Consider the following 24001-nt stretch of genomic DNA (forward strand, 5'->3'; position numbering starts at 1 on the left):
TCTACTCTATCTGTCGCGCCACTAATCGAGCAAACAATCCTCCCTGTTTTACCAATTCCTCAAAGGAACCGAATTCCACCAAACGGCCGGCTTCAAGCACATAAATGCGATCGGCATTGCGAATCGTACTCAGGCGGTGGGCGATGACTATTCGGGTAACATTTAACTTGTCTAAACTCTCAGTAACGATCGCCTGCGTGTGGTTGTCCAAAGCACTCGTAGCTTCATCCATCAGGATAACCTTTGGTTTGACAACCATCGCGCGGGCAATTAATAACCGCTGCCGCTGTCCTCCCGAAAGATTCGTGCCGCCCTCGCTGACAACCGTGTGCATTCCCATCGGCATTTGTTCGATATCGGCGGCTAAACCGGCCATTCTGGCGGCTTCCCAAGCTTCCTCCTGCGTTACCAGCGCCCCGCAGGTAATATTGTCAAACATCGAACCTGCATTAATTCTGCCGTTTTGCAGCACTACTCCTAACTGCCGCCGCACAGCTTGAACGTCGAGGCCTGCTAAATCTTGATTGTCGTAATAAACAGTCCCACTTTGTGCTATTTCAAATCCCAATAACAGCCGAAATAATGTTGATTTACCGCTACCAGACGGCCCGACGATCGCGATAAATTCCCCCGGTTGAATATTGATACTGACATCATCTAAAATTGGGGGGCCGTCCTCCCGGTAGCGGAAAGTTGCCCTATCGATCGTAATTTGGCCTTTCAAGCGGCCGGGATCGGCTTTTGTCGAGTCAGATTCCGGGATTCCCTGGACGATCGGTTTGGCTCGCTCCCACAGCGGTACAATGCCTAAAATATCAGTTACGGTATTGCTCAAATCTGTGACGCCAGAAAGAAAGGTTCCGAAGGCGGAGTTAAAAGCGAGAAATGTGCCCATGTTCAGTACGTCGCCTCCTGTTTGATGAGTTTGCATGAACTGAATTGCAAACCAAAACATCAGGATAGAACTTACTAATGGCAGCGCTTCGTTAAAAACAGAAACGCTGTCGTCAATTCGTTTAATTCCTGTTCTTAGCTTGATTTGCTGGCTGTATTTTTTCGCCCAAGCTGCAAACGCTCGCCCTTCTGCTGCAGCTACCCGCAGCTTTGATACTCCGTTGATCAGTTCTACTGTCAGCCCGTTAATGTCGCCTTCTCCTGTTTCCATCTTCCGCTCTTTTGGGATTAAGAGCAAGCTCGATGTGACTGTTACTATAACCGCGAGCAAAGTTAAACCAATTCCGACTAAAGCCAGCGGCAGGCTGTAAATAAACATCAGCCCCAAATTCAGCAGGGAAAATATCGCGCTCAAAAGTGTCCGCTGCGTCGCGCCGCTGAGTTGGGCGCGAATTTGATTAACTGCTAATAAGCGAGTCAGCAAGTCGCCAGAAGAATAGCTGCGAAAAAATGCCGGTTTTAATCTCAGCAATCGATCCCAAACTGCCGGCTGGAGAGTGCCGCTGGCAGCATTTTCGATCCGCAGCGTCATAATTGTTTGGGCCATGCTAAATACAGCCCGTCCGATCGCCGCAACTAACAGTACCAGCCCTAACTGCCACAGTAACAAACGATCGCTGTCAGGAATAGCATCATTGACCAAAATCGAGGTAGCTTGCGGCGTCACCATCCCCAGCAGCGTTCCCAATATCCCCAGCCCGAAAGCAACGATGATGTCTTTTTCGTAGCCCTTCGTTCCGAAGCGAAACAGTTCCGCAGCGTTGTGAAGCAATAGCGGCAGGGGCCGGTAAAACATGAGAGTTTCTGACGACAACTCTTGGGCGATTGCTTTAGTTACCCGTTTGCGAGTGCGATCGATCGGATCGAACAAAGTATAGCGAGATCCCTTACCGGGCAACAAAGCTACAGGTCGATTGTCGGACTTTGTATAAGCCAACAGCGGGCCGCAGTTCTGCCGCCACCAATCTCCAGCCAGCAGCACGCGGCGGGTGCGAAATTGGGACGATCGCGCGATCGCCTCCATCGGATCTTTCACTCGGCTGAAATCTTCCGAACCCGCCGGGGGATTGACGGTTATACTTTGTGCCTTACCTACAGCCCCAGCAGCGATTAACAGCGGTGTTCCTTCCTCAGACAAGGCAGTTTTCCGGGGATGCAAAACCTCGGTTAAATCTCCCAAAGCTGTCTGAGTTACTTGGCGGTTTAGCTGTTCGCGTTCCTGAAAGCGCCGAAATTCCTCTGCTTTTTGCTGGGAAACCAGCAAGTTCAAGCAGCAGCAAAAATACTCGTGCAGCAAAGCTAAACTCGCGCGCAGCCAGTCGGCATTTTCCACCTCTGCTGTTGAGAAAATTTGCACCTCAACTTCCCCGGATGCCACCAGCAGCATATTCCCAGCCAAAGGAAACGCTGGGGAAGCGGAATTTAACTTCAATTCCCCGACACTCGCATCGCCCGATCGCACCTGCACCCAGACAACTGTTCCCGGCGGCGATCGCAGCATTTGACCTTTTTGCAGCGATATCTGCTGCGAGGCTGCTACAACCTCAGTTTCTGGGGCAACTTTTTCCTCCGGGGCGTGAAGCGGATCTATGCCGTAGGGAATCACTCGTTCTCCCAAATGCTTTATCCACCCTTGCACCAGCGATCTCGTTTTGCTCTCACCAGCAGCAACTAAAGCGGCACAATCTGCGATCGCGATCGGTTCCAGTTCCGTTTCGGCGATCGCGATCGCCAGAATTCCCCACCCATCCCCCAGGGCAGCGCCGAACAAAGCCTCGCCTGCACCGACGCCGAACAGATAATGGCGGTTGCCCGCAGGCTTCTCACTTTGTATCTTGGCTGCAAAGACTGCGATCGCGCCCGATCGAACAATCCATACCTGATGCGGGTCATTCAGCAGCAGCGGTTCATTTCCTTTAATTCGATGCAGTTTCTTAACAGGATTTAGATCGAGCATAGCTAGTAATTGGTAATTAGTAATATCAAGTTGGGCAGGGGTTTAAAGCCTTGCCTCAAAGAAGACAGTGCGATCGAATCGATCGGGCTAATCCACAGATCCGCCGGGGATTAAAATCCCCGTCTCATAGCTAAAGTCGGTTAAAACCGACTGAATAGCTAAGACTCTATAGCCAACACTGAATAGCCCTATAAAACCATCGCTCATTTCAGTCCTCTTCAGAGGACTTTAGCTATTAGACAGGGAATTCATTCCCTGGCGGAATGTCGGGTTGGCTACTGTATTTCTGCTATTTATTGTTCGTTCCCAACCAAAAGAGCATAAGGCCCTCCCAGCTTTTGCAACTCCTCATGAGTGCCTCTCTGAACTACTTTCCCCCCTGCAAGCATAATAATTTCATCGCAATCTCGAATCGTGCTCAAGCGGTGAGCAACCACAATACAAGAAGTACCGCGACGCCTCAAATTGCGATCGATAATTAACTCAGTTTCAGCATCCAGAGCACTGGTTGCTTCATCCAGCACCAACACCGCTGGATTCCTCACTAATGCCCTGGCAATTTCCAAGCGCTGTCGCTGTCCGCCGCTCATATTTGTTCCCCCTTCATTGAGTTGAGCATCGTATCCTCCCGGCATATTCAAAATAAGTTCGTGAATTGCCACATCAATGCACGCTTGCACTAAATCTGCTTCTGGTACTGTCGGGTCCCAAAGCGTGAGATTTTCCCGAACAGTGCCGGCAAATAGAAATAGCTCTTGTTCGACCATTGCCAGCGAATTTGCTAGGATAGAACGCGGAATCAAATTGCGGGGAACCCCGTCAAATAAAATTTCGCCATTCATTGGTTCGTAAAGTCCGGTAACAAGTTTAGCAATAGTAGATTTGCCCGAACCGCTGCCCCCCACTAACGCTACCCGCTGACCAGGTTTTACGGTTAAGTTCAAGTTTTCAATTAGCGGCGCTTCCAAGCGGCTGTAGCCAAAACTGACACTCCGCAATTCAATACTTCCTTGCAGGTGAAAAGCATCTGGTGCGATCGCGCCGCGGTCGTTTCCACTATTAAAAGAATCGCGGTCTGCTTCTGGATCGATCGGGTTTTGTAAAACGTCATCAAGTCGGCTTAAATCGGCTTCTAATTCTTGCAATGTGCCGCCAAAATTGACCAGGTTGTTAACAGGTCCGAGGAATTGCTGAGTGAGACTTTGATAGGCAATTAACATCCCGATACTCAAACCGCCGTTCATCACCCGCAAGCCCCCAACAACTAAGATAGCAGTTGCGGCTAATGCCGTTAAAAATGCTGGTAATATTGACAATATTTGAGTGGGCAAAGCCAATTCTTGCTGGGCGTTGCTCATTTTGGCATAGTACCCGGCAAACTTAGAAAATAAATCGAATTCTAAACCGCTAGCTTTGACAGTTTCAATAGATTGAATGCCTGCGATTGCAGCACCGCCCACCTTACCTGTTTCCTGAGCTAATCTGGTGTTAGCATCGACGCGGCTGCGGGATAAAGATTGCAGTGCCAAAAAGTTTAATGCTGCAAAAACAGCGGCAACGCTGGTCAATACCCAGTCGTACATAACCATAATTATCGCATAGAAAACCATCATCACCGCGTCGATCGCAGTTGCAGCAAGTTTCCCCGATAAAATTTCAGCAACCTTGTCATTAACTTGGCAGCGGCTGCTAATTTCACCTGCAAACCGCTGCGCGTAAAATCCCACAGGCAAGCGCAAAGTATGCCAGAGAAACTGTCCCGACATCGAAATCGAAAGTTTGTTTGCCAGCCGCCGCAAATAGAAAAGCCGCATCCGCGCTAGCAGCCCTTGGACTGCCGCCGCAAACAGCATTCCCAATATTAAAGGTCGCAGCCACTCGTGACGGTTTTCGACCAGAATTTCATCTACAAAAATTTGGGTAAATGCCGCGCCAGCCAAACGGGGAACAGTCAGTAATAAACCAGCAATTAAACAAAATGCGATCGCCCAACGGGAACTTTGCAATCGGGAATCTAAAGCACTGGCAATACTCGGTTTCTTTCCACCCTTTTTAAACTCAGGCCCAGGCTCAAAAGTCAAAACAACGCCAGTATAAGCAGACTTAAATTCTTCAAGGGAAACAGTCCTCGGCCCCGATGCGGGGTCGTTAAGGTAAACGCGCTTTTTCTTCATCCCCTCAACCACCAAAAAGTGATTGAAATTCCAAAAAATAATAAAAGGCGGCGGTACAATTTTCAATTCTTCAACAGTTTTTTTAAACCCTTTAGCATCTAAGCCGTAAATTCTGGCTGCTTTAAGGATATTAGAAGCTTTACTGCCATCGCGAGAAACGCCGCACTCGCTCCGCAATTGAGCTAACGGTACCGGGTGTTCGCAGTAATTTAAAATAATTCCTAAAGCAGCAGCACCGCATTCTACTGCTTCCATTTGTAACAGTGTGGGAGTACGAACCCGCCTTAATTTGCGCGGCGTAAAAACTTTGTCAATCCAGGGAATTTTCATTGTTTATTAACGGGTAATTAGTAAATGAACAAGACTGACGCACCGGAACCTAGAAACTGGGTTTTTTTACGAAAATACTTCGTGAGGGCGAGCAGATTAGGTAAAAAACCCGGTTTCTGACTACCCATGCGTCAGTCCTGTTGTTAGTAAACTCCTGTCAAAGATCGAAAAATAGGAATCACGTAAGAAATCGGCGCTAACTGCCCGATTTGAACCCGAACTAGCGCAGTAGTACCGGGGGAAATCTTGAGAGGAGACCCGTTCGAGGAAGACCATTTGTAACCGCTGATAGTGTTCGGATCTTCCTGCAATTCCACAAAAACTTGCACGGGAGCACCGCCACCAGCGATGTTTTTCGAGATGCTGTCAGCCAAATTTTCATTGCCGATAATTGCCGACATATCTTGATTAGTAACGGGAAAAGGAGAAACTTGCGTTATTTTGCCGACAATGCCGCCGTAGCGCTCTCGCTTGACGACGCTAGGGGTAACTTGTACAGTCATTCCCGGTTTAATTTGCTTGCCGTCTCTGTCAGCAAAATAAACAAGACTGACCATTTTTTCGCGAGCATTTTGAGATTCAACTGTCCCGATCCTTGTACCGATGTTCAGCATTTGACCTGCAACGGCGCTAACTTCTAAAACGCGGCCGTCGTATTGGCTGGTAATTTTGCTGTCGGCGGTCAACTGATTCTGCAAGTGGGCAATCTTGCGTTTAACTTCCTGAATTTGATTTGTTTGGGCGATCGACTTTTCTAAATCTTGTTGAGCTAGTTTGACCGCTTGGGTTTCCATGTCTTTAATCTTAGTTTTGATTTCGTCAATTTTGTTCAGGTTTTGCAGGTAATCCCGTTCGGTGTTACTTTTCTGAACTTTAAGTTCTTGGAGATTGTTTTTAATTTCGTTAAGGCGGTTGAGATTTTGCAGGTAATCCCGTTCGGTATTGGTAGCTTCTACCTTGAGTTGCTGCCGGCTGTTTTTGATGTCGTCAATTTTATTGAGATTTTGCAGGAATTCGCGATCGCTATTGGTTTTCTGAACGTCGAGTTCCTTTAACTGCGTTTCAATATCCGCCAGTTGCGTCTGAGAGTCCGCGAATTCCTGTCTCGCTTGCAGCATTACATCCTCGCTAATCGCCCTCTCTTGTTCGTAAAGAACGCGGCGAGTTTCAAAGCGCTGCTGTAAAGTTTCCACCAAAGAAGTGATGTGCTGCTTTCGCTGCAAAAGACTGTCCCGTTTTTTGGCGATCGCGGCCAGAGTTTGCTGCCGCAATATCGGTGCAACTTGTTCCCGCCGCAAACTTTCTTCCAAACTTTGGCGTTTTTCTGCTAATGCTGTCAGAGTTTGCTGCCGCAGTACCGGCGCAATTTGTTCGCGGCGTAAACTTTCTTCCAAACTTTGGCGTTTTTGCTCTAATGCAGCCATACTTTGCTGGTGCAATATTGGTGCAACTGACTCCCTATTCAAGCTTTCTTGAAGGTCTTTTTGCTGCTGTTCGAGGGTTTTTAATTCGAGGGCAATCTGCTGTTTTTGCAGCTTATTAGTATCTTGTTTTTGCCCTTGCAGTTCAGCTAATTTCGCTTTTTCTTGCTCTAGCTGCTGCTTGAGGTCTAGTTTATCAATTCTGCCGATTTCCTGACCGCGTTTCACTGCATCTCCCGGCTTGATATTGAGCTTTACCAATTGACCGGAACTAGCAGCTTGAAATTGCACGACTCGGCGGGGCAGAAGCAACACGCCTTGACCGGAAACAGTCAGCGGAATTCGCCCGATCGCGCTCCAAACGCCCGCAGCAGCCACCAAACAGCCAATAGCAGTTAGCGGCAGCCACGATCGAGGACTGACCACCTGCATCATTTGGTCGAGGCGTTCCGGTGAAGATAAGCGATCGATCGCTTCGGTAGTGAAAAGTTTGTTTTGTTTTGCCTGCATCAGCTACTCCTTTCATAAAGTGCGATCGCGGCTGTCAGCAGGGGTGTATTTGAAGGGGAAATTCCTTGCAAGTTAATTGAGGCACAAACAATTTCCCAACAAACGTTCAAAGCTTCCGTGAAATTACTTGAATGTTCTCACTCCTGTTTGCAGCTTGCCTGTAAAATCACTTTACGACAATTAACCCTCGTAAGACCTAACTAACAGTAGAGTTTTCAGCTAACAAAAAGACCAGCTTATAGCCAGTCTTCAGACGGGGGAATGACCCGAACTTTCGGCTAGGTATCGCCCGCAGCCAGTGTCTACACATTGTAACCAGTTAAGCTAAAAACACTTTTGTCTATGGGTAGAATTACTCTTAGGTATCGAAGTAGCAACTTAAAATATGGTGCCATTTGTTCAACTAAGATCTTGCAACAATGTCAATAAAGATAAGGGAGGGCGGGTCTATTTTACCTGTCTGCAACCTTTAAGGCTACTCGCGAACCCGCCCCTACAGCTAATTGAGAATGGTGCAACATTTTAGTTCAAGGAGGTTGGAAGAAAAACTGTTCAGAACTTCGTTGATTAGGAGGAAAAGGAAAAGCAATTACCGATATTTGAGGTTTTTGCGATCGCTTGACTATTCCTCAATCCCGATTTTTGGGTTCAGCAAAATACTCAACTGGGTCTAAAGCTAATACTTTTTGTTCAGGTATAAAAAAATGATAAATCCCTCAAGAAATCATCTCTCAAGCAATCTGCTCAAATGGGATTTCTAATGCCTCCCTCTGCAAGTATATCTCCTATAGCAATCCTCGCTCGCATCATTTGTGAATTTCTTACTTTCTCCCCGCGGGATCGGGGAGGGTTGGGGTGGGGTAAAAAATTATGATTCCTGCAAGGATTGCTATATAGTTTGATTTTTGATCAGGTTACTGAACCAACCCTAGTGCAACAAAAGGTTCTCGTTTTGCTTGGTATTTCTCTAACTTATACGCAGTAAAACAGGGGCAAAAATCTTTGTTTCAAAAGCTTACTACACTGAATATGCTTTTTGTCAATTTGGGAAGTTTAGTGTAATTGGTGATTGGTAATTGTATGTTGGGTAGAAGGAAGGGAAACCCCACCTACAATTACTATTAACAGTCAAAGTCAAAAGTCCAAAGTTAACAGTCAACAATTAATTGTTAACTGTTGACTGTTAAACTGAATGCCGGTGCCGAACTCACGAGAAACTGCCGGAATGGCTGTTCATTCTCTCGACTTAGAACTTTTGGAGAGCTTACCCTCAAAAGGTTGAACTCCACTATTTGGATAGTTGTCATCGCTGGGGCTAAAAATCCGCACCGCTGCTTCCGAAACGTAACGCATCGCGTTTGCCAAAGATTTAGAAAGATTCATAGAATCTGCCTCTCTTGTCTGGGTTCTGATACTTTTAATATTACTCGGATTTTTGGGCTGTGGATGAGTTTAGCAATATTTATTTGAATTACTTATTGGTCTGCAACAATGAAGCAAGCTGAAGGTTTGAGACATTACACATTTTTGGACGATCGACCTTTTGCTGATAGATTTTTCCTGGCTCAACTCAAGCAGTCGCGATCGCCCTTCGACGCTCAGAAACCGGGTTTTCTAACTCTATTCAAAGGCTGCAAGGAAATATTTTCGCAAAAAACCCGGAACGCTTGAGTGTTTGTGCTTAATTCCTGAGTTTGTTAAATTCAGTATTTATATTGCTTTTACCATAATATTAATCGAAAAATCAACCTAAATCCGCTATTAAAGGGCATAATAAGCGAATTTTTTCGACAAATATCTGCAATCTTTATCAAAAATTTACAAAAAGATATGGTGTTTGTCACTATAATTAAAAAAAAGAAGTTTGTTCGGGGTTTTTCTTATGGAAACTGCGACAGAAAGCCTGCAGCTCACAGGTTTTGAAGAAATCTTAGAAGACCAGGAACTAACGGTTTCTTCAGCAGATTACAGCCTTTTGACCGATCTCTACCAGCTAACGATGTCCGCTTGTTACGTCGGGGAAGGGATCGACGGGCGGGCCGCGAGTTTTGAATTATTCGCGCGCAGGCTGCCAGAAGGTTTTGGCTACGCGATCGCGATGGGTTTGGCTCAAGTTATTGACTATCTGGAGAAATTTCGGTTTTCGCCGGCGCAAATTCAGGCTTTGCAGTCCACTGGGATTTTTGCTGGCGCAGGAGAGCGATTTTGGACTTTACTCGCCACAGCCCGCTTTACTGGCGATGTTTGGGCGGTGCCGGAGGGGACGGCGGTGTTTGCTAACGAGCCTCTGCTGCGAATTGAGGCTCCTCTGTGGCAGGCTCAGTTGGTGGAAACTTATTTGTTGAATGCCATAAATTATCAAACTTTGATTGCGACGCGGGCGGCCAGACTGCGGGATGCGGCGGGCCCGGAGGCTAAGTTGCTGGAATTCGGGACGCGCAGGGCTTTTGGGCCTCAAGCTGCTGTGTGGGCGGCTAGGGCTGCCCTGGCTGCGGGATTCGACGGAACTTCTAATGTTTTGGCTGCTTTGAAGTTGGGCCGCAAACCAGTCGGTACGATCGCCCATGCTTTGGTAATGGCTGTGGCTGCCCTCGAAGGTAGCGAGAATCAGGCGTTTGCAGCTTTTCACCGCTATTTTCCGGGGGCGCCGCTGCTGATCGATACTTATGATACTGTGGCGGCGGCGCGGATGTTGGCCGATCGAGTAAACAGTGGTGAAATGCAGTTGGAAGGCGTGCGGCTGGATTCCGGCGATTTGGCGGTGCTGTCTCGGGAAGTTCGATCGATCCTTCCGGGCGTTCCAATTTTTGCTAGCGGCGATTTGGACGATCGAGAAATTGCTAAATTAAAAAGCAGCGGCGCTTGCATTGACGGTTACGGTTTGGGAACCAAGTTGGTCAGCGGTTCCCCTGTCAACGGTGTTTATAAGTTGGTGGAAATTGACGGAATTCCGGTGATGAAAGAGGCAAGCGACAAGGTAACATATCCAGGAAGAAAGCAAATTTTTAGACATATTGAAAATGGGCAAATTCTCGGAGATTGTTTGGGATTGTCGGGAGAAACTATTCACAATTGCGATTCTTACCTACCATTAATGGAGTTGGTTGTCAAGGATGGCAAACGAGTCCAGAACCCGGAAAGTTTGGAGGAGATCGCCAAACGCACTGCTGCTTCTGTCGCCAGTCTTCGACCCGAAACTCGCCAACTTGACAACCCGATTTCGCCCTCAGTGGAAATTTCTACAGATTTGCAGAGTCTCACCCAAAAAACGAAAAAGAGTCAGTAGTCAGTAGTCAGTAGTCAACATTTAACAGTCAACAGTCAACAATTCCCAATTACCAATTACCGATTCCCTATGCAGAAGATTGCTCTTTTTGGAACCAGTGCCGATCCGCCCACAGCCGGACACAAAACTATCCTGAATTGGCTTTCCCAACATTTTGATTGGGTAGCAGTTTGGGCGTCGGACAATCCTTTTAAGTCGCACCAGACTTCTCTAGAACACCGATCGGCAATGCTGCTGTTAATGATTCAAGAAATTAATTCCCCCAGACACAATCTTTGCTTGCATCCAGAACTCAGCAGTCCGAGGACGGTGGAAACTGTGGAACAAGCAAGATTGCTGTGGCCGAATGCAGATTTGACGCTGGTAATAGGTTCGGACTTGGTGGGGCAATTGTCTCGCTGGTACAAATTTGAACAATTGTTAAAACAAGTGGAGTTGCTGATAGTACCACGACCCGGTTATCCGTCAGAGCAATTAGATTTGTGGCAGTTGAGGCGCATGGGTGCAGACGTGGCGATCGCATCTTTGAGTGCTCCCAATGTTTCTTCTACTTCCTATCGCGAAACAGGAGACACGGAAGCTCTGACTCCGACCATCGAAGATTACATCCATAGGGAGCATTTGTACGCATGGCAAGAGGCACAAAAAAGAGCGAGGGTTGCTCATTAGCTGACTTTAAAGTAGGAGTAGATAATGTTATTTTTTCCGTCGATACCGTGCAGAACCGCTTGTTGGTGCTGTTGGTAATGCGGCAAGACGAACCGTTTATCGATTCTTGGAGTCTTCCTGGTACTTTGGTGCGCCAGGGAGAGTCTCTTGAAAATGCGGCTTACCGGATTTTGTCTGAGAAAATTCGGGTAAAAAATTTGTATCTGGAGCAATTGTATACTTTCGGAGAACCGGGGCGCGATCCTCGGGAATTTACCAGGGGCGATCGTTATCTTTCGGTTAGTTATTTTGCTTTGGTTCGCTTTGAGGAAGCTGAGTTAATTGCTGGGAGTGTAGTCGCGGGTGTCGGGCACCGTGTCGGCGGCATTGCTTGGTATCCCGTGCAACAAGTTCCAAAGCTGGCCTTTGATCACACTCAAATTCTCGAATACGGATATCGGCGACTGCGTAACAAACTTGAATACAGCCCGGTAGCTTTTGAAGTTTTGCCGGAACTTTTTACTTTGAGCGATTTGTATCAACTTTATACAACTATTTTGGGGGAAAGTTTTTCTGATTATTCTAATTTTAGAGCTCGATTGTTGAAATTGGGTTTTTTGTGCGATACCGGTGTTAAGGTTTCGCGCAGGGCTGGCCGCCCTGCTAGTTTGTACCGCTTTGATGCCGCCGCTTTTGCTCCTTTCAAAAATAAGCCGTTGGTGTTTATCTAGCTGTTCCTTGGATGACATTTGGGGATCAATTTAGTAACATTAGAATAGAAGCTATTAAGGAGTGTAGACTATGAAAGACCCTGATGAATGCGCTAATATTCACGAAGTTCGGGAGGAAATTGATATCATCGATCGAGAAGTGATCGACGCTTTGAGCAAGAGATTTAAATACGTCGTCGCGGCAGCAAGGTTCAAAACGAGTGAAGCTGGCGTTAAAGCGCCCGATCGCTTTCATGCTATGTTACAGCAGCGGCGCGAGTGGGCTTTAGAATCAGGTTTGAATCCTGATGTGGTTGAAAATATTTACCGGGATTTGGTAAATTATTATATTGAGGAAGAGTTGAAACATTTCAAATCAGAGTAAGGTTTCTATACATTCAAATCTAGAACTATAGGAAAGTGAGTCCGCGCGGGCGGACTGTTAGCAATATTTATGAGGTGATTTGGTGATATGAAAATTGCGATCGCACAACTCAACCCTACGATTGGTGATATCTTTGGCAACTCCAACCTAATTCTGGAGGCTGCGAAAAAAGCTGAGGTTGAGGGCGCAAACTTATTGCTAACACCGGAGCTTTCCCTGATCGGTTATCCGCCGCGCGATTTGTTAATCAATCCGAGTTTCATTGCAGATGCAGGTGTACAGTTGGAGCAACTGGCGCAAGCTTTGCCACCGGAGTTAGCAGTCATAGCCGGCACTGCCTTACCTAATGCTAATGCTGTTAAACTCGGCGGAAAATCATTGTTTAATAGCGCTGTTTTGTTGCAAAATGGCGCCGTCAAACAAGTTTTTCATAAACGCTTGTTGCCTACTTATGATGTATTTGATGAAGATAGATATTTTGAACCGGGAGAAAACAGCAATTACTTTTCTATTGGCGAAGTCAAAATTGGCGTGACAATTTGTGAAGACTTGTGGAACAATGAGGAGTTTTGGGGTAAACGCAGTTACGCGGGCGATCCTGTTTCCGATTTGGCAAAATTGGGTGTAGATTTAGTGGTGAATTTGTCGGCATCGCCTTATTCTGCGGGGAAGCGGGGAGTGCGATCGGCGATGTTGCAGCACAGCGTCATCCGCTGCGGGATACCGATTGTTTACGCTAATCAGGTAGGGGGAAATGATGATATTATTTTTGATGGCAGCAGTTTTGCTCTGAATCGAAAGGGTGATTTGATTCAGGTATTAGCTTCTTTTGAAACGGATTTTGCGGTGCTGGAATATGACGAAAATAAACAAGATTTAGTTGGCAGCGGCGGGATCGGGGAAGATGCCCGATCCACAACTGATTTAAGTTTTCATCCTGCCGAGGGAGATGCCGAAATTTGGGCTGCTTTGGTTTTGGGAGTACGAGATTATGTCAGCAAGTGCGGTTTTTCTAAGGTTGTACTTGGTTTGAGTGGCGGGATAGATTCGGCTTTGGTGGCGACGATCGCCAGTTGCGCGATCGGGCCCGAAAATGTTCTAGGGGTGCTGATGCCTTCTCCTTATAGTTCAGATCATTCGGTTAATGATGCTTTGGAATTAGCCCGAAATCTGGGGATCGCGATCGAACTATTGCCGATCGGCGATTTGATGAAAACTTACGATCGCACTCTCGCCGATTTGTTTGTCAACACAACTTTCGGGATTGCTGAGGAAAATATTCAATCGCGGATTCGAGGCAATCTGTTGATGGCAATTTCTAATAAGTTCGGACATTTGCTGCTTTCGACTGGTAATAAGTCGGAAATGGCGGTGGGTTACTGCACTCTCTACGGCGATATGAATGGGGGATTGGCGGTGATTTCTGATGTCCCGAAAACTCGCGTTTATTCGCTTTGTCGGTGGCTGAATTCTGGCGGATATGTAGGGGCGGTGCCCCCGTGCCCGCCCTCTCCATACCCACCCCCGTGCCCGCCCCAGAGACAAGAAATTATTCCGGTTAATATTATTAGTAAAGCGCCGAGTGCTGAACTGAAACCGGGGCAAATTGACCAAGATTCTTTGCCGGATTACGATGTTTTGGATGACATCTTGCAGCGGTTGATAGAATATCACGAATCTGCCCAACAAATTGTCGCTGCAGGACACGATGAAGCGGTGGTTAAACGTGTAGTAAAATTAGTGAGGCAAGCGGAGTTTAAACGGCGACAAGCAGCCCCGGGTTTGAAAATTAGCGATCGAGCTTTTGGTACCGGTTGGCGGATGCCGATCGCCAAATCTTCATTTTATTAAACGCATCATTAAACGCAAAATGGTTAACATCGACGGTAGTTTCGGCTTCGATTTTCTCCTGGGAACTCTCAGCAACGATACGATTAGAGGATTTGCAGGTAATGATACTATTCAAGGTTTGGGCGGAAACGACCGAATTTTTGGCGATCGGGACAATGATTTGCTAGCAGGAAATGAAGGCGCTGATACGCTGTCTGGCGGTCAGGGAAGCGATACAATCTATGGAGGACAAGACTCCGATTGGATTTTTGGCGATCGGGGTAACGATTTGCTAATAGGCGGCGAAGGCGGGGATATCTTAACAGGAGGCGCGGGGGATGATTTATTTGTGATTGAAAGAACCTCCGCCGCATCTACTATTACTGAAGCCGATATAATTACAGATTTTGCCAACGGAAATGATAAAATTGTCTTGACAGAAGGCATGAAGTTTAGCGATTTAGATATTTCTCTTGCGGATAACCAAACTGTGATGAAAGATAAAAATTCTGGTAATTATTTAGGAGTAATTTTGGGAAACCCTAATCTGACAGAAACCAACTTTATATCGCTGTTTAGCGGGATAGATATGGGTCAACTTTTGCCAGTTTCTGTGAATACTATTGTGGGCGATCGCCCCCTGGGACTAGAAGTGGCAAAAACTCCCGAAGAACAAGCAATTGGCTTAATGTTTCGCACAGAATTGCCCGATGACAGGGGAATGTTTTTCCCGATCGCCCCCGCGCGAAACGTGCGTTTCTGGATGAGAAACGTGTCGATCGAGCTCGATATGATTTTTCTGCGCGAAGGCGTCGTGCAGGCGATAATTCCTAACGTACCGCCGTGTTTTAGCGACACCTGCCCCAACTACGGCCCGGATGTTCCCGTTGACGGAGTTATTGAACTCAGAGGCGGAAGGGCGGCCCAATTGGGACTCAAAGTTGGCGATCGGATTCCCAATTTACCCTAAAAGGTATATGATTTTATCGCAGCATTCAACATTTGTGCATCCAATGAATCCTATTGAATTAAAAATAATCCCCCATCAAACTCAAGACGGTTTAGCTTACCAACATTTGCGCTTGCGAATTACAACTCAAGACGGTATCATCACACCCGATGATTTACAAGGTTTGAAACTTCCTCCAGACGTTCAATTGAGTCAAGGAATTGTCATTGAAGGTAGAGGAGCAATTTGGCTGTACGGGTATTTAGTGCACGAATGTCATCCTGCGGCTTGGGTGGGATGTTACGATCCGCGATTAGGAGGTGCGGTGGTAGTAGCGACGCACAAGCACGAGGTATCTGTTGGACAGGTATTAAAATTGAGTTTACCAACTGATTAAGACTCTCCTAAGTTTTAGGTGATAATAAATAAAAATAAAACTTCCCGTGGTGGCGGCATCTTAGCTGCGTTAGCGACACGCTCACACTACTGTTTCCACCACAAATCCAGGAGAGTCGTGATTAAATTAGAGCGTTTTGGGTTGACGGGGTGACAACCCCGTCAGTGCTTTTTGTTCAATGAAGTTTTTCGCACCCACGTTCATCTGGGACGTGCGGGTTTTCCGAAAGTGACAATTGTCATATTTTACGCCGTGCTGGCAATTTCATACGGATTAGCTTTTCGGAGACAAATTCGCTCGACTCCCTATGCTTTACTGCTGAGTGGCGTTGGTTGGTTATTTGTTGCCTTTTTTGCAGAAGCGCTGCCGTTAAAAAACGAGATTGTTTCGAGCTTGCTGGAGGGAATACCGAAGCTGTTGAGCGGGATTAATATTGCACTTTTTTTTTGGTTTTTGTGCCAGGGTTTGATAGTGCGATCGCTCAATTTTTCTAACACGAAATCAACTCCCGAATGAAGTAAGACGAAGATTTACCGTTGGGTGGGGGCGGGTTTTTGAGATTGTCTATTTTTGGCAAATATTGTTTGTAAAACCCGCCCCTACATGATTGTATAATCGGTTAAAACAGAGATATTGCACCATTGTCAATTAGCCTTTTATGAACAGGCAAGATGCCTGTTCCACCAGAAAATTTATATTTTGTGGAACAGGCATCTTGCCTGTTGCTGACAATGGTGCAAGATATCAGTTAAAACAGAAAATATCGCTGCGCCATTGGCAAAACTGTTGCCGGTTCGCAAGTTAACAATTCCCCATCCGCCCTCACTTCATAGGTTTCTGGATCGACTTCCATCTGTGGCAAATAATCGTTGAGTTTCATATCTCTTTTACTAATTTGCCGCGTGCCCGAAACTGCTACAGTGGGCTTTTGCAAACCGAGCTGTGCGGCAATATCTCGATCGCGCGCCACCTGACTTACAAACGTCAAACAAGTCGCCCCAATAGCCCCCCCAAAACTGCCAAACATCGGCCGCATATGCACCGGCTGCGGCGTCGGAATGCTGGCATTAGCATCTCCCATCTGCCCGTAGGCGATCGCCCCTCCTTTAATTATCAACTCTGGTTTCACCCCAAAAAACGCCGGCCGCCACAAACACAAATCCGCCAACTTACCCTCTTCCACCGAACCGACATACTGACTAATTCCGTGAGTAATCGCCGGATTAATTGTATATTTCGCAATGTACCGCTTCGCCCGAAAATTGTCATTTTCTCCCCCTGTGGAACCGGCATCTTGCCCGTCCAAATTCCCTGTGGAACGGGCATCTTGCCCGTTCAAAATCCCCCTTTGCACCTTCATTTTATGCGCCGTTTGCCAAGTCCGAATAATCACTTCCCCAACCCTTCCCATCGCCTGCGAGTCAGAAGAAATCATACTAAACGCACCTAAATCGTGCAAAATATCCTCAGCAGCAATAGTTTCCCTTCTAATTCTCGACTCAGCAAAAGCCACATCTTCAGGAATCCCCCGATCTAAATGGTGACAAACCATCAACATATCTAAATGTTCTTCCAAAGTATTGACAGTGTAAGGGCGAGTCGGGTTAGTAGACGAAGGCAAAACATTAGCTTGGCCGCAGACTTTAATAATATCCGGTGCGTGTCCGCCGCCTGCACCTTCGGTGTGGTAAGTGTGGATTGCCCGATTTTTAAAAGCGGCAATTGTCGCTTCCACAAATCCCGCTTCATTGAGAGTGTCGGTGTGAATTGCAACTTGCACGTCGTACTCGTCAGCTACACTCAAACAATTGTCGATCGTCGATGGCGTAGTTCCCCAATCTTCGTGGAGTTTCAAACCCATTGCACCGGCGAATATTTGTTCGACTAATCCTTGAGGTTGGCTGCTATTTCCTTTACCTAAAAATCCCAAATTCACCGGAAAAGCGTCGGCTGCTTGCAGCATTCGGTACATATGCCAAGGGCCGGGAGTGCAAGTTGTGGCGTTTGTACCCGTTGCCGGGCCAGTGCCTCCTCCTATCATCGTGGTGATTCCAGAGGCGATCGCCACTTCTATTTGTTGCGGGCAAATAAAGTGAATGTGAGAGTCAATTCCCCCCGCCGTGAGAATCATTCCTTCACCCGCAATTACTTCAGTACCAGGCCCGATAATAATATCTACCCTATCTTGAATATAAGGATTTCCGGCTTTACCAATTTTGTAAATTTTGCCGTCTTTAATCCCGACATCTGCTTTAACAATTCCCCACCAATCCAATATTAAAGCATTAGTAATTACCGTGTCAACAGCACCGTCAGCATTAGAAATAGGCGATTGTCCCATGCCATCTCGGATGACTTTGCCACCGCCAAACTTAACTTCATCGCCGTAGGTTGTGAAGTCTTTTTCAACTTCTATGAATAATTCTGTATCGGCTAAACGCACGCGATCGCCCGTTGTCGGCCCGAAAGTTTCCGCGTAGGCGCGACGATCCATTCTGTAACTCATATTAATTAGCTCCTTACTTGATTTAATTTTGCCACAAACTGCTTAACCTGTTCTTCTGTTTTAAAGAATCCTTCAGCAATTAAACCAAAGGAATCATCTTGTTCTATTTCTTGATAGTTAGGTAACAAATCAGCAAACTCTTCTGCATCAATGTTTAAATAGTTGGAAATTCTATCTATGTATACCTTAACTTTTAGACCATCCCTAGGCGTGCTTTCAGTTAACAAAAGATTTAAGATAAGTTTGCCATTCCGACATCTTTCTCTCAATGCCAGACCTTTTGTTGTTGTATTTATCCAAAATATATCTGGTACAACTTCGTCATAAAGTAGTCTATAAACTTTTCCAACTTCCTTGTCATCTGCCATTTCAGATAATTGTTCTAGGGTCAAGTTGGGAGTTTTTTGGGATATATTTACAGGTTTTATTTCAGCCTCAATCAACATTTTTCTTGCTAGTAACTCTCTACCGCTTGAGTCACGGAAATACTGGAATGTTGCGACATTGATCCTCACACCATAAGTTTCTGACAAGTATTTAATAATTCTTTCAGAATTACTATCTATCTGTGCAGCTACAACTATAATGTTGTGCTGATAATTCAAAATATTAGGGAATTCTGAGCTAAATTTATCACAAAAAGCATCTTCTAAGTTACTGCCATTTTTAGTTAGTAAATAAGCATTGGCAATTTCTGTCAATCTCTCCTTTGACAAATCCTTAACCCATGAGGCGTAATCCAAGGCTTGTGCTGTTACTTCTCTTGATGTTTTGTCCTTCTTTAACTCAACAATGACTAAATCTCCGTTCCTATCTATACATAAAAGGTCAAGCTTTCCACCATAATCAGTAATCACTTGCCGACCAATTACCAAGAGATCGTCTGCTAGGATTGAAATATCATTATCTAACCAGGTTTCCAAACGCGATTCTAAGTCTAACTTAGATTCTGTAATTTCATTCAATTTATCCTTTGATATTTCCCACAATCTAATTTGATCTGACATATCGAATTATAATCCTACTAATTATTCTTTTTAAGCTCGGCAAACAAGTCTCACCCATCTAACTTACCGTTCACTTTCCCATTAAAGCCGTAGACTTCACGACTGCCGACAAACGCTACTAATTGCACTTCCCTTTCATCTCCGGGTTCAAATCGGACTGCTGTACCTGCGGGGATATCCAGCCGCATTCCTTTTGCTTGTTCTCGATTAAATGCTAAGGCTTCGTTCCCTTCATAAAAGTGATAGTGGGAACCGATTTGAATCGGTCTATCGCCCGTATTTGCGACTAGCAAGCGCACTGTTTCACGCCCTGCATTTAATTCAATTTCGCCTGTTGAAACAATCATTTCTCCCGGAATCATATCTATCTCCTGCGAGTTGTTGCGGTAGAATATTTAACGAATCGGATCGTGGACTGTAACCAACTTAGTACCGTCGGGAAAAGTCGCCTCAACCTGTACTTCGTGCACCATTTCCGGTATGCCTTCCATGACATCTTCCCGCGTCAGGAGAGTTGTCCCGTAGCTCATTAAATCTGCGACGGTGAGGCCGTCTCTAGCTCCTTCTAAAATCGCGGCGGAAATGTAGGCTAGTGCTTCTGGATAGTTTAATTTTAAGCCTCTTTGTTTCCGGCGCTCTGCTACCAGGGCGGCGGTGAAAATCAGCAGTTTGTCTTTTTCTTGGGGGGTGAGTTGCATTTTTATTCTGGTAAGGGCGATCGCATTATTTGATTATGATATCTTTTACGGTTGTTGGTGAATGATTTAACCGCAAAGGGCGCAGAGGGCGCTGAGTCAGAGAAGAGAGAGATGAATAATCTAGTTAGGAGGGCAACTATACATTGAAACTCAAATATCATCCTATTTTATCCAAACTCTGGGCAAACAGCAAGGGCGTTCTGAAAAAGATAAGCGCAGCAAGTGCCAAATGCTGACAAACCAGTCTCTAGCTTCGGTGGTGGATGAACCGCGATATCGGCACAGCAAACCGTTAGGAATACGAGTCACGCCGGTGGAATTACCCGGATAAATTGTTGCCTCAGATGGCAAATTTCGCACTTTTTCCACGAGTTCTTTGGTGACGGGTTCGCCTACCCAAGCGAGGGTGGCGACTACGGGTTTTCCTGCGAGGCCGTGAGGACTTTCGAGCATTTTTTCTCCACCTTTGAGCAATTGTCTGTCAATCCATAAAGGGCTGTTTTGTTGCCAGACTTCGGTATGCGATTGCCATTCTCCAGACAAGAATTTTTCGCCCCTAGCAGTGCGTCCAAATCTGGTAATTTCCCATAGCATAATGCTCGCTTGCGGTGCTAATTCTACCCGAAAATTTTGCCGATATATTGCGCCGTCAAAAACTATTGTTTCCTGTGGCAGCCATTCTAAATTAGCACCGGCTTCTAGTTTGATGTCGATATTTTGTTGTGATTCTAGTCCGCTGCTACGATAGATTTTACTAGCAGCGGCGCTGGTAATCAAGGCTTTGGCGTTGGGTTGGAGGTGAAAATGGCTGGAAAGTCGATCGCCCCCAACAACTCCCCCAGCCGTGTGCAAGATGACGCTGTGACAAACCTCTTTACCCTCTGGATAAAACGGACGCTGCACCTTTAGGGGCGCTTGCATTTGATTGTGAATGATTTGAGTTGCGCCGTCACGGTTGGCGTAGACTATATTGAGCTTGCCGTGCCATCCATTTATCTTATTTGCAGCTTGTTCAGTCGAGTTTTGAATCACAGATTTTTAGAGTTCAAGAATAGACATTATAAAAAATATAGTATTACTACCCGCTACCCAACATTCCGCCAGGGAATTAATTCCCTGGCTCACAGCTCAAGTCCTCTGAAAGAGGACTAAATAAATAGCATAACAGATTTTTTTAATGGTTTAATTAAAAAATATAAAATATTCTTTTCAGTCCTCTTCAGAGGACTTAAGCTATCTAGACAGGGAATTTATTCCCTGGCGGGCTATGACAAAAGATAACAATAATACAAGATAGCAGATTATACTAATTAATCAGGCCTTTAAAACTATCCTCCCATGCCAGCCACCCCCGAAAGCCTCCACAAATTCGTCGCCTACTGCCAACAAAACATTACAGGCGATGAAAAAGGACAAGCACAGGTATTTTTAGACCGCTTTTTTCAGGCATTCGGTCACGAGGGGACATTAGAAGCAGGCGCAACCTATGAACAACGCATCGAAAAAGCTAGCAAGAAAGGTCAAATGGGATTTGCTGATTTGGTATGGAAAAAGCACGTTTTGATTGAAATGAAAAAGCGGGGAGAAGACTTAACTAAAAGAGAGTATCGCGCCCAAACTGAGCGGTATTATCTGCGCCTAAAAAAAGACGATCGCCCTCGCTACGTGATGATGTGCAATTTTGATGAATTTCACATTTACGATTTTGACCTTCAGCCTGATGAACCTTTAGACATTATAGCATTAAAGCAATTGCCAGCGCGATCGCCCGCTTTTGCCTTTATGGAATCTGTCGTCCGTCGCCCGATATTTAAAAATAATCAAGTCGAGATTACAGAAAAAGCTGCTAGCAGGATGGGGATGTTGCTGGAAATGCTAATTGAGCGCGAAAAAGAGCGCAAATCTCCTAAATTTAATGAGCTTCAAGCCCAGCGATTTGTGTTGCAGTGCGTGTTAGCAATGTTTGCGGAAGATAGGGGACTTTTGCCACTAGGACTCTTTACTCGCTGCGTCAAAGATTGTCTGGAAGGGGCAAGTACCTACGATGTTTTAGGCGGCTTATTTCAAGCAATGAACCAGGATGGAGTCACGCCATCGGGACGTTATAAAGGTGTGGAATATTTTAATGGCGGCTTATTTTCAGAGATTCACCCCATAGAATTGCAACCGGGAGAGTTAAAAATATTAGAAGTTTGTGCCGAACAAAATTGGAGTAAAGTACGCCCTTCTATTTTCGGCAATATCTTTGAGGGGGCGTTGAAGAATGATAAAAAACAGCGACACGCACATGGCATTCACTTCACCTCTGAGGGAGACATTCGGCGGATTGTTTTACCAACGATTACTTATTACTGGGAGGAACGGATTCAAGCTGCAACTACAGTTAAGGAACTGCAAAAACTGCACCAGGAAATAGGTAGATATCGGGTACTAGATCCCGCCTGCGGTTCGGGAAATTTTCTCTATGTGGCATATCAGGAACTCAAGCAGATTGAAAAGTTATTGTTAGATAAGTTAAATGACTGTGAAGGTTCAAAAGTTTACCTTTCAGTAGTGACGCCGCAGCAATTTTATGGTATGGATATTAACTCGTTTGCGGTTGAGTTGGCGCGGGTGACGCTGATGATTGGCCGCAAGGTGGCGATTGATAATTTGGGATTGCAAGAACCTTCTTTGCCTTTGGATACTTTGGATCAAAATATTGTCTGTGCTGATGCTTTGTTTACTGAGTGGGTGAAGGCGGACGCGATTATCGGAAATCCGCCATTTTTAGGGGGAAAGCATATGAGAATGACACTGAATGACAAATATATTGACTGCGTATTTGAACGGTTTTCAGATGTCAAAGATTCTGTGGATTTTTGCTCTTATTGGTTTCGGATTGCTCATAATAATTTAGGCACTAATGGCCGGGCTGGTTTGGTGGCTACTAATTCAATCAGTCAAGGGAAAAACCGCGCTGCTGGTTTAGATTATATTGCTCAAAATGGCGGTTATATTTATGATGCTATTTCTACTCAACCTTGGTCGGGTGAAGCTAAAGTTCATGTAAGTATTGTTAATTGGAGCAAGTCAGAGCCGAAACGTTACAATTTAGATGGTCGCCCAGTTTTAAATATTAATTCTTCGCTGCAAGCTACGATTGATGTTTCTCAAGCTGCGAAATTGTTAGCTAATTCAAACAGATGCTTTCAAGGTGTAATCCCGGTTGGAAAAGGATTTATTGTTACTCACCAACAAGTTGAGAATTGGGTGAAAGCAGATGCTAAAAATCAAGAGGTTCTTAAACTATTTTCAATGGGTGCAAATTTAGCAAAAAATCCTAACGGTACGCCGGAACGCTGGATTATTGACTTTAATGATATGAACATTGAAGACGCGAGTGAATACCTGCTACCTTTTGAATACGTGAAAGCTAATGTAAAGCCTGAACGGGATGATAATCGGAGAGAATCAACTAAACTTAATTGGTGGAAATATGGGGAAAAGCGACCTGCAATGAGAAAGGCGATCGCACCGTTATCTCACTACTTTACTGTGCCGAGAGTTTCAAAATGGGCTGTCTTCATTCCCGCCCCCGTTAGCTGGCTGCCGGGAGACAAATCAGTAGTTGTTGCCTCTGATGATTTTTATGTGTTTGGCATTCTCTCATCTCAAGTACACCGGACTTGGATGCACGCTCAAAAATCAACTCTCAAAGCAGATATCGCTTACACCCACAATACCTGTTTTGAAACTTTCCCATTTCCCCAGACAGTAGCGAAGCAATTAGTAGAGCAAATTCGCGCAACTGCTGTCGAACTTCACGAATACCGCACTCAACAAATGTCATCAAAACAGTGGGGAATTACTCAGCTTTACAACAAGTTTTTTGCAGAACCAACCAGCCAACTTTATAAACTCCATGAAGCGCTCGATCGCCAATGTAATGCAGCTTACGGATTTACTGACAGCGACGATATCTTAGCAAAACTGCTGGAATTAAACCTAGAACTGGCAGAAAAAGAAAAACGGGGAGAACCCGTAGTTGGACCTTGTGTCCCCAACTGAGTAAAAATACTAATCGCAGTTATTATAAGTTTTGTAAATCTGCGTAAAATCACATAGATTGTTGATACAGATCACAAACATTCTCGCATAATAACAGAGATAATTAAGAAGGGATCGGCTAAATTGCGTCTGCTAGCAGCGAAAACAGCATTTATCTGGTGGACTTAAGACAAAAAATAGTTTCAATAT

Annotated in this window: 19 protein-coding genes; 10 read left to right on the plus strand and 9 right to left on the minus strand. The window is 45.5% G+C overall.

Translation table 11 applies throughout. The features are described 5' to 3' along the window. Window position 1 precedes the first annotated feature (1 nt). The 4 genes from QUA44_RS00925 to QUA44_RS00940 all read right to left on the minus strand — a co-directional run bounded on the left by QUA44_RS00925 (window position 2) and on the right by QUA44_RS00940 (window position 8729). Window positions 2-2911, minus strand: a complete 2910-nt coding sequence (locus tag QUA44_RS00925) for an NHLP bacteriocin export ABC transporter permease/ATPase subunit (RefSeq protein WP_333247234.1) — start codon at window positions 2909-2911, stop codon at window positions 2-4. 293 nt (window positions 2912-3204) lie between these two features. Beyond that, window positions 3205-5415: an NHLP family bacteriocin export ABC transporter peptidase/permease/ATPase subunit gene (locus QUA44_RS00930; RefSeq protein WP_333247232.1), complete on the minus strand. Its 2211-nt coding sequence runs from the start codon at window positions 5413-5415 to the stop codon at window positions 3205-3207. Window positions 5416-5558: 143 nt separating this feature from the next. Then, window positions 5559-7346, minus strand: a complete 1788-nt coding sequence (locus QUA44_RS00935; RefSeq protein ID WP_333247230.1) for an NHLP bacteriocin system secretion protein — start codon at window positions 7344-7346, stop codon at window positions 5559-5561. 1233 nt (window positions 7347-8579) lie between these two features. Then, on the minus strand, window positions 8580-8729 hold the full coding sequence (locus QUA44_RS00940) for an isochorismate synthase (protein WP_333049849.1): 150 nt from the start codon (window positions 8727-8729) through the stop codon (window positions 8580-8582). 108 nt (window positions 8730-8837) lie between these two features. On the opposite strand from QUA44_RS00940, the gene QUA44_RS00945 reads away from it, so the two are divergent. The 9 genes from QUA44_RS00945 to QUA44_RS00985 all read left to right on the plus strand — a co-directional run bounded on the left by QUA44_RS00945 (window position 8838) and on the right by QUA44_RS00985 (window position 16067). Then, window positions 8838-9017, plus strand: a complete 180-nt coding sequence (locus QUA44_RS00945; protein WP_333247228.1) for a hypothetical protein — start codon at window positions 8838-8840, stop codon at window positions 9015-9017. Window positions 9018-9228: 211 nt separating this feature from the next. Then, entirely contained in the window at window positions 9229-10632 is a 1404-nt protein-coding gene (locus QUA44_RS00950) for a nicotinate phosphoribosyltransferase (RefSeq protein ID WP_333247226.1), read from the plus strand. Window positions 10633-10701: 69 nt separating this feature from the next. Further along, window positions 10702-11301, plus strand: coding sequence for a nicotinate-nucleotide adenylyltransferase (locus tag QUA44_RS00955; RefSeq protein ID WP_333247224.1), 600 nt, complete (start codon window positions 10702-10704; stop codon window positions 11299-11301). Next, entirely contained in the window at window positions 11262-12011 is a 750-nt protein-coding gene (locus QUA44_RS00960) for an NrtR DNA-binding winged helix domain-containing protein (RefSeq protein ID WP_333247222.1), read from the plus strand. Before QUA44_RS00955 ends, QUA44_RS00960 begins: the two co-directional genes overlap by 40 nt. A gap of 70 nt (window positions 12012-12081) precedes the next feature. Next, on the plus strand, window positions 12082-12375 hold the full coding sequence (locus tag QUA44_RS00965) for an isochorismate lyase (RefSeq protein WP_333247220.1): 294 nt from the start codon (window positions 12082-12084) through the stop codon (window positions 12373-12375). Window positions 12376-12462: 87 nt separating this feature from the next. Then, the gene (locus QUA44_RS00970) at window positions 12463-14226 is read left to right on the plus strand and encodes an NAD+ synthase (RefSeq protein ID WP_333247219.1); all 1764 of its coding nucleotides are present in this window, start codon (window positions 12463-12465) and stop codon (window positions 14224-14226) included. Window positions 14227-14245: 19 nt separating this feature from the next. Beyond that, the gene (locus tag QUA44_RS00975; protein ID WP_333247217.1) at window positions 14246-15175 is read left to right on the plus strand and encodes a DUF192 domain-containing protein; all 930 of its coding nucleotides are present in this window, start codon (window positions 14246-14248) and stop codon (window positions 15173-15175) included. A 43-nt stretch (window positions 15176-15218) separates the two neighbouring features. After that, window positions 15219-15551: a CRISPR-associated ring nuclease Crn3/Csx3 gene (crn3, locus tag QUA44_RS00980; protein ID WP_333247215.1), complete on the plus strand. Its 333-nt coding sequence runs from the start codon at window positions 15219-15221 to the stop codon at window positions 15549-15551. 171 nt (window positions 15552-15722) lie between these two features. Then, window positions 15723-16067 carry a hypothetical protein gene (locus QUA44_RS00985; RefSeq protein WP_333247213.1) on the plus strand — a complete coding sequence of 115 codons (345 nt, stop codon included), beginning with the start codon at window positions 15723-15725 and terminating at the stop codon, window positions 16065-16067. Between the two features lie 232 nt (window positions 16068-16299). Here QUA44_RS00985 and ureC read toward each other — a convergent pair whose 3' ends face one another. From ureC to QUA44_RS01010, 5 genes are all read right to left on the minus strand, one after another. Then, the gene (gene ureC / locus QUA44_RS00990) at window positions 16300-18057 is read right to left on the minus strand and encodes an urease subunit alpha (protein ID WP_333247211.1); all 1758 of its coding nucleotides are present in this window, start codon (window positions 18055-18057) and stop codon (window positions 16300-16302) included. Window positions 18058-18062: 5 nt separating this feature from the next. Further along, the gene (locus QUA44_RS00995; protein ID WP_333247209.1) at window positions 18063-19064 is read right to left on the minus strand and encodes a DUF91 domain-containing protein; all 1002 of its coding nucleotides are present in this window, start codon (window positions 19062-19064) and stop codon (window positions 18063-18065) included. Between the two features lie 50 nt (window positions 19065-19114). Beyond that, a complete protein-coding gene (locus QUA44_RS01000; protein WP_333247207.1) occupies window positions 19115-19426 on the minus strand; it encodes an urease subunit beta in 312 nt (103 codons plus the stop codon). Between the two features lie 33 nt (window positions 19427-19459). Further along, window positions 19460-19762 (minus strand): urease subunit gamma, encoded by a 303-nt coding sequence (gene ureA / locus QUA44_RS01005; protein WP_015179363.1) that lies wholly within the window; start codon window positions 19760-19762, stop codon window positions 19460-19462. A 162-nt stretch (window positions 19763-19924) separates the two neighbouring features. Continuing rightward, window positions 19925-20794: an urease accessory protein UreD gene (locus QUA44_RS01010; RefSeq protein ID WP_333247205.1), complete on the minus strand. Its 870-nt coding sequence runs from the start codon at window positions 20792-20794 to the stop codon at window positions 19925-19927. Window positions 20795-21100: 306 nt separating this feature from the next. Here QUA44_RS01010 and QUA44_RS01015 point away from each other — a divergent pair, with 306 nt between their 5' ends. After that, window positions 21101-23812, plus strand: a complete 2712-nt coding sequence (locus QUA44_RS01015) for a DNA methyltransferase (protein WP_333247203.1) — start codon at window positions 21101-21103, stop codon at window positions 23810-23812. Window positions 23813-24001 lie beyond the last annotated feature (189 nt).

The organism is Microcoleus sp. N9_A2, from assembly GCF_036701775.1.
Lineage (GTDB): Bacteria > Cyanobacteriota > Cyanobacteriia > Cyanobacteriales > Microcoleaceae > Microcoleus.

Bases quoted from the DNA above. Each gene is read 5' to 3' on its own strand.
- ureC (WP_333247211.1), bottom strand. From the start codon at position 18,057: ATGAGTTACAGAATGGATCGTCGCGCCTACGCGGAAACTTTCGGGCCG.
- QUA44_RS00930 (WP_333247232.1), bottom strand. From the start codon at position 5,415: ATGAAAATTCCCTGGATTGACAAAGTTTTTACGCCGCGCAAATTAAGG.
- QUA44_RS00975 (WP_333247217.1), top strand. From the start codon at position 14,246: ATGGTTAACATCGACGGTAGTTTCGGCTTCGATTTTCTCCTGGGAACT.
- QUA44_RS00940 (WP_333049849.1), bottom strand. From the start codon at position 8,729: ATGAATCTTTCTAAATCTTTGGCAAACGCGATGCGTTACGTTTCGGAA.
- QUA44_RS01000 (WP_333247207.1), bottom strand. From the start codon at position 19,426: ATGATTCCGGGAGAAATGATTGTTTCAACAGGCGAAATTGAATTAAAT.
- QUA44_RS00965 (WP_333247220.1), top strand. From the start codon at position 12,082: ATGAAAGACCCTGATGAATGCGCTAATATTCACGAAGTTCGGGAGGAA.
- crn3 (WP_333247215.1), top strand. From the start codon at position 15,219: ATGAATCCTATTGAATTAAAAATAATCCCCCATCAAACTCAAGACGGT.
- QUA44_RS00995 (WP_333247209.1), bottom strand. From the start codon at position 19,064: ATGTCAGATCAAATTAGATTGTGGGAAATATCAAAGGATAAATTGAAT.
- QUA44_RS00960 (WP_333247222.1), top strand. From the start codon at position 11,262: ATGGCAAGAGGCACAAAAAAGAGCGAGGGTTGCTCATTAGCTGACTTT.
- QUA44_RS00935 (WP_333247230.1), bottom strand. From the start codon at position 7,346: ATGCAGGCAAAACAAAACAAACTTTTCACTACCGAAGCGATCGATCGC.
- ureA (WP_015179363.1), bottom strand. From the start codon at position 19,762: ATGCAACTCACCCCCCAAGAAAAAGACAAACTGCTGATTTTCACCGCC.
- QUA44_RS00955 (WP_333247224.1), top strand. From the start codon at position 10,702: ATGCAGAAGATTGCTCTTTTTGGAACCAGTGCCGATCCGCCCACAGCC.
- QUA44_RS00925 (WP_333247234.1), bottom strand. From the start codon at position 2,911: ATGCTCGATCTAAATCCTGTTAAGAAACTGCATCGAATTAAAGGAAAT.
- QUA44_RS00945 (WP_333247228.1), top strand. From the start codon at position 8,838: ATGAAGCAAGCTGAAGGTTTGAGACATTACACATTTTTGGACGATCGA.
- QUA44_RS00950 (WP_333247226.1), top strand. From the start codon at position 9,229: ATGGAAACTGCGACAGAAAGCCTGCAGCTCACAGGTTTTGAAGAAATC.
- QUA44_RS01015 (WP_333247203.1), top strand. From the start codon at position 21,101: ATGCCAGCCACCCCCGAAAGCCTCCACAAATTCGTCGCCTACTGCCAA.
- QUA44_RS00970 (WP_333247219.1), top strand. From the start codon at position 12,463: ATGAAAATTGCGATCGCACAACTCAACCCTACGATTGGTGATATCTTT.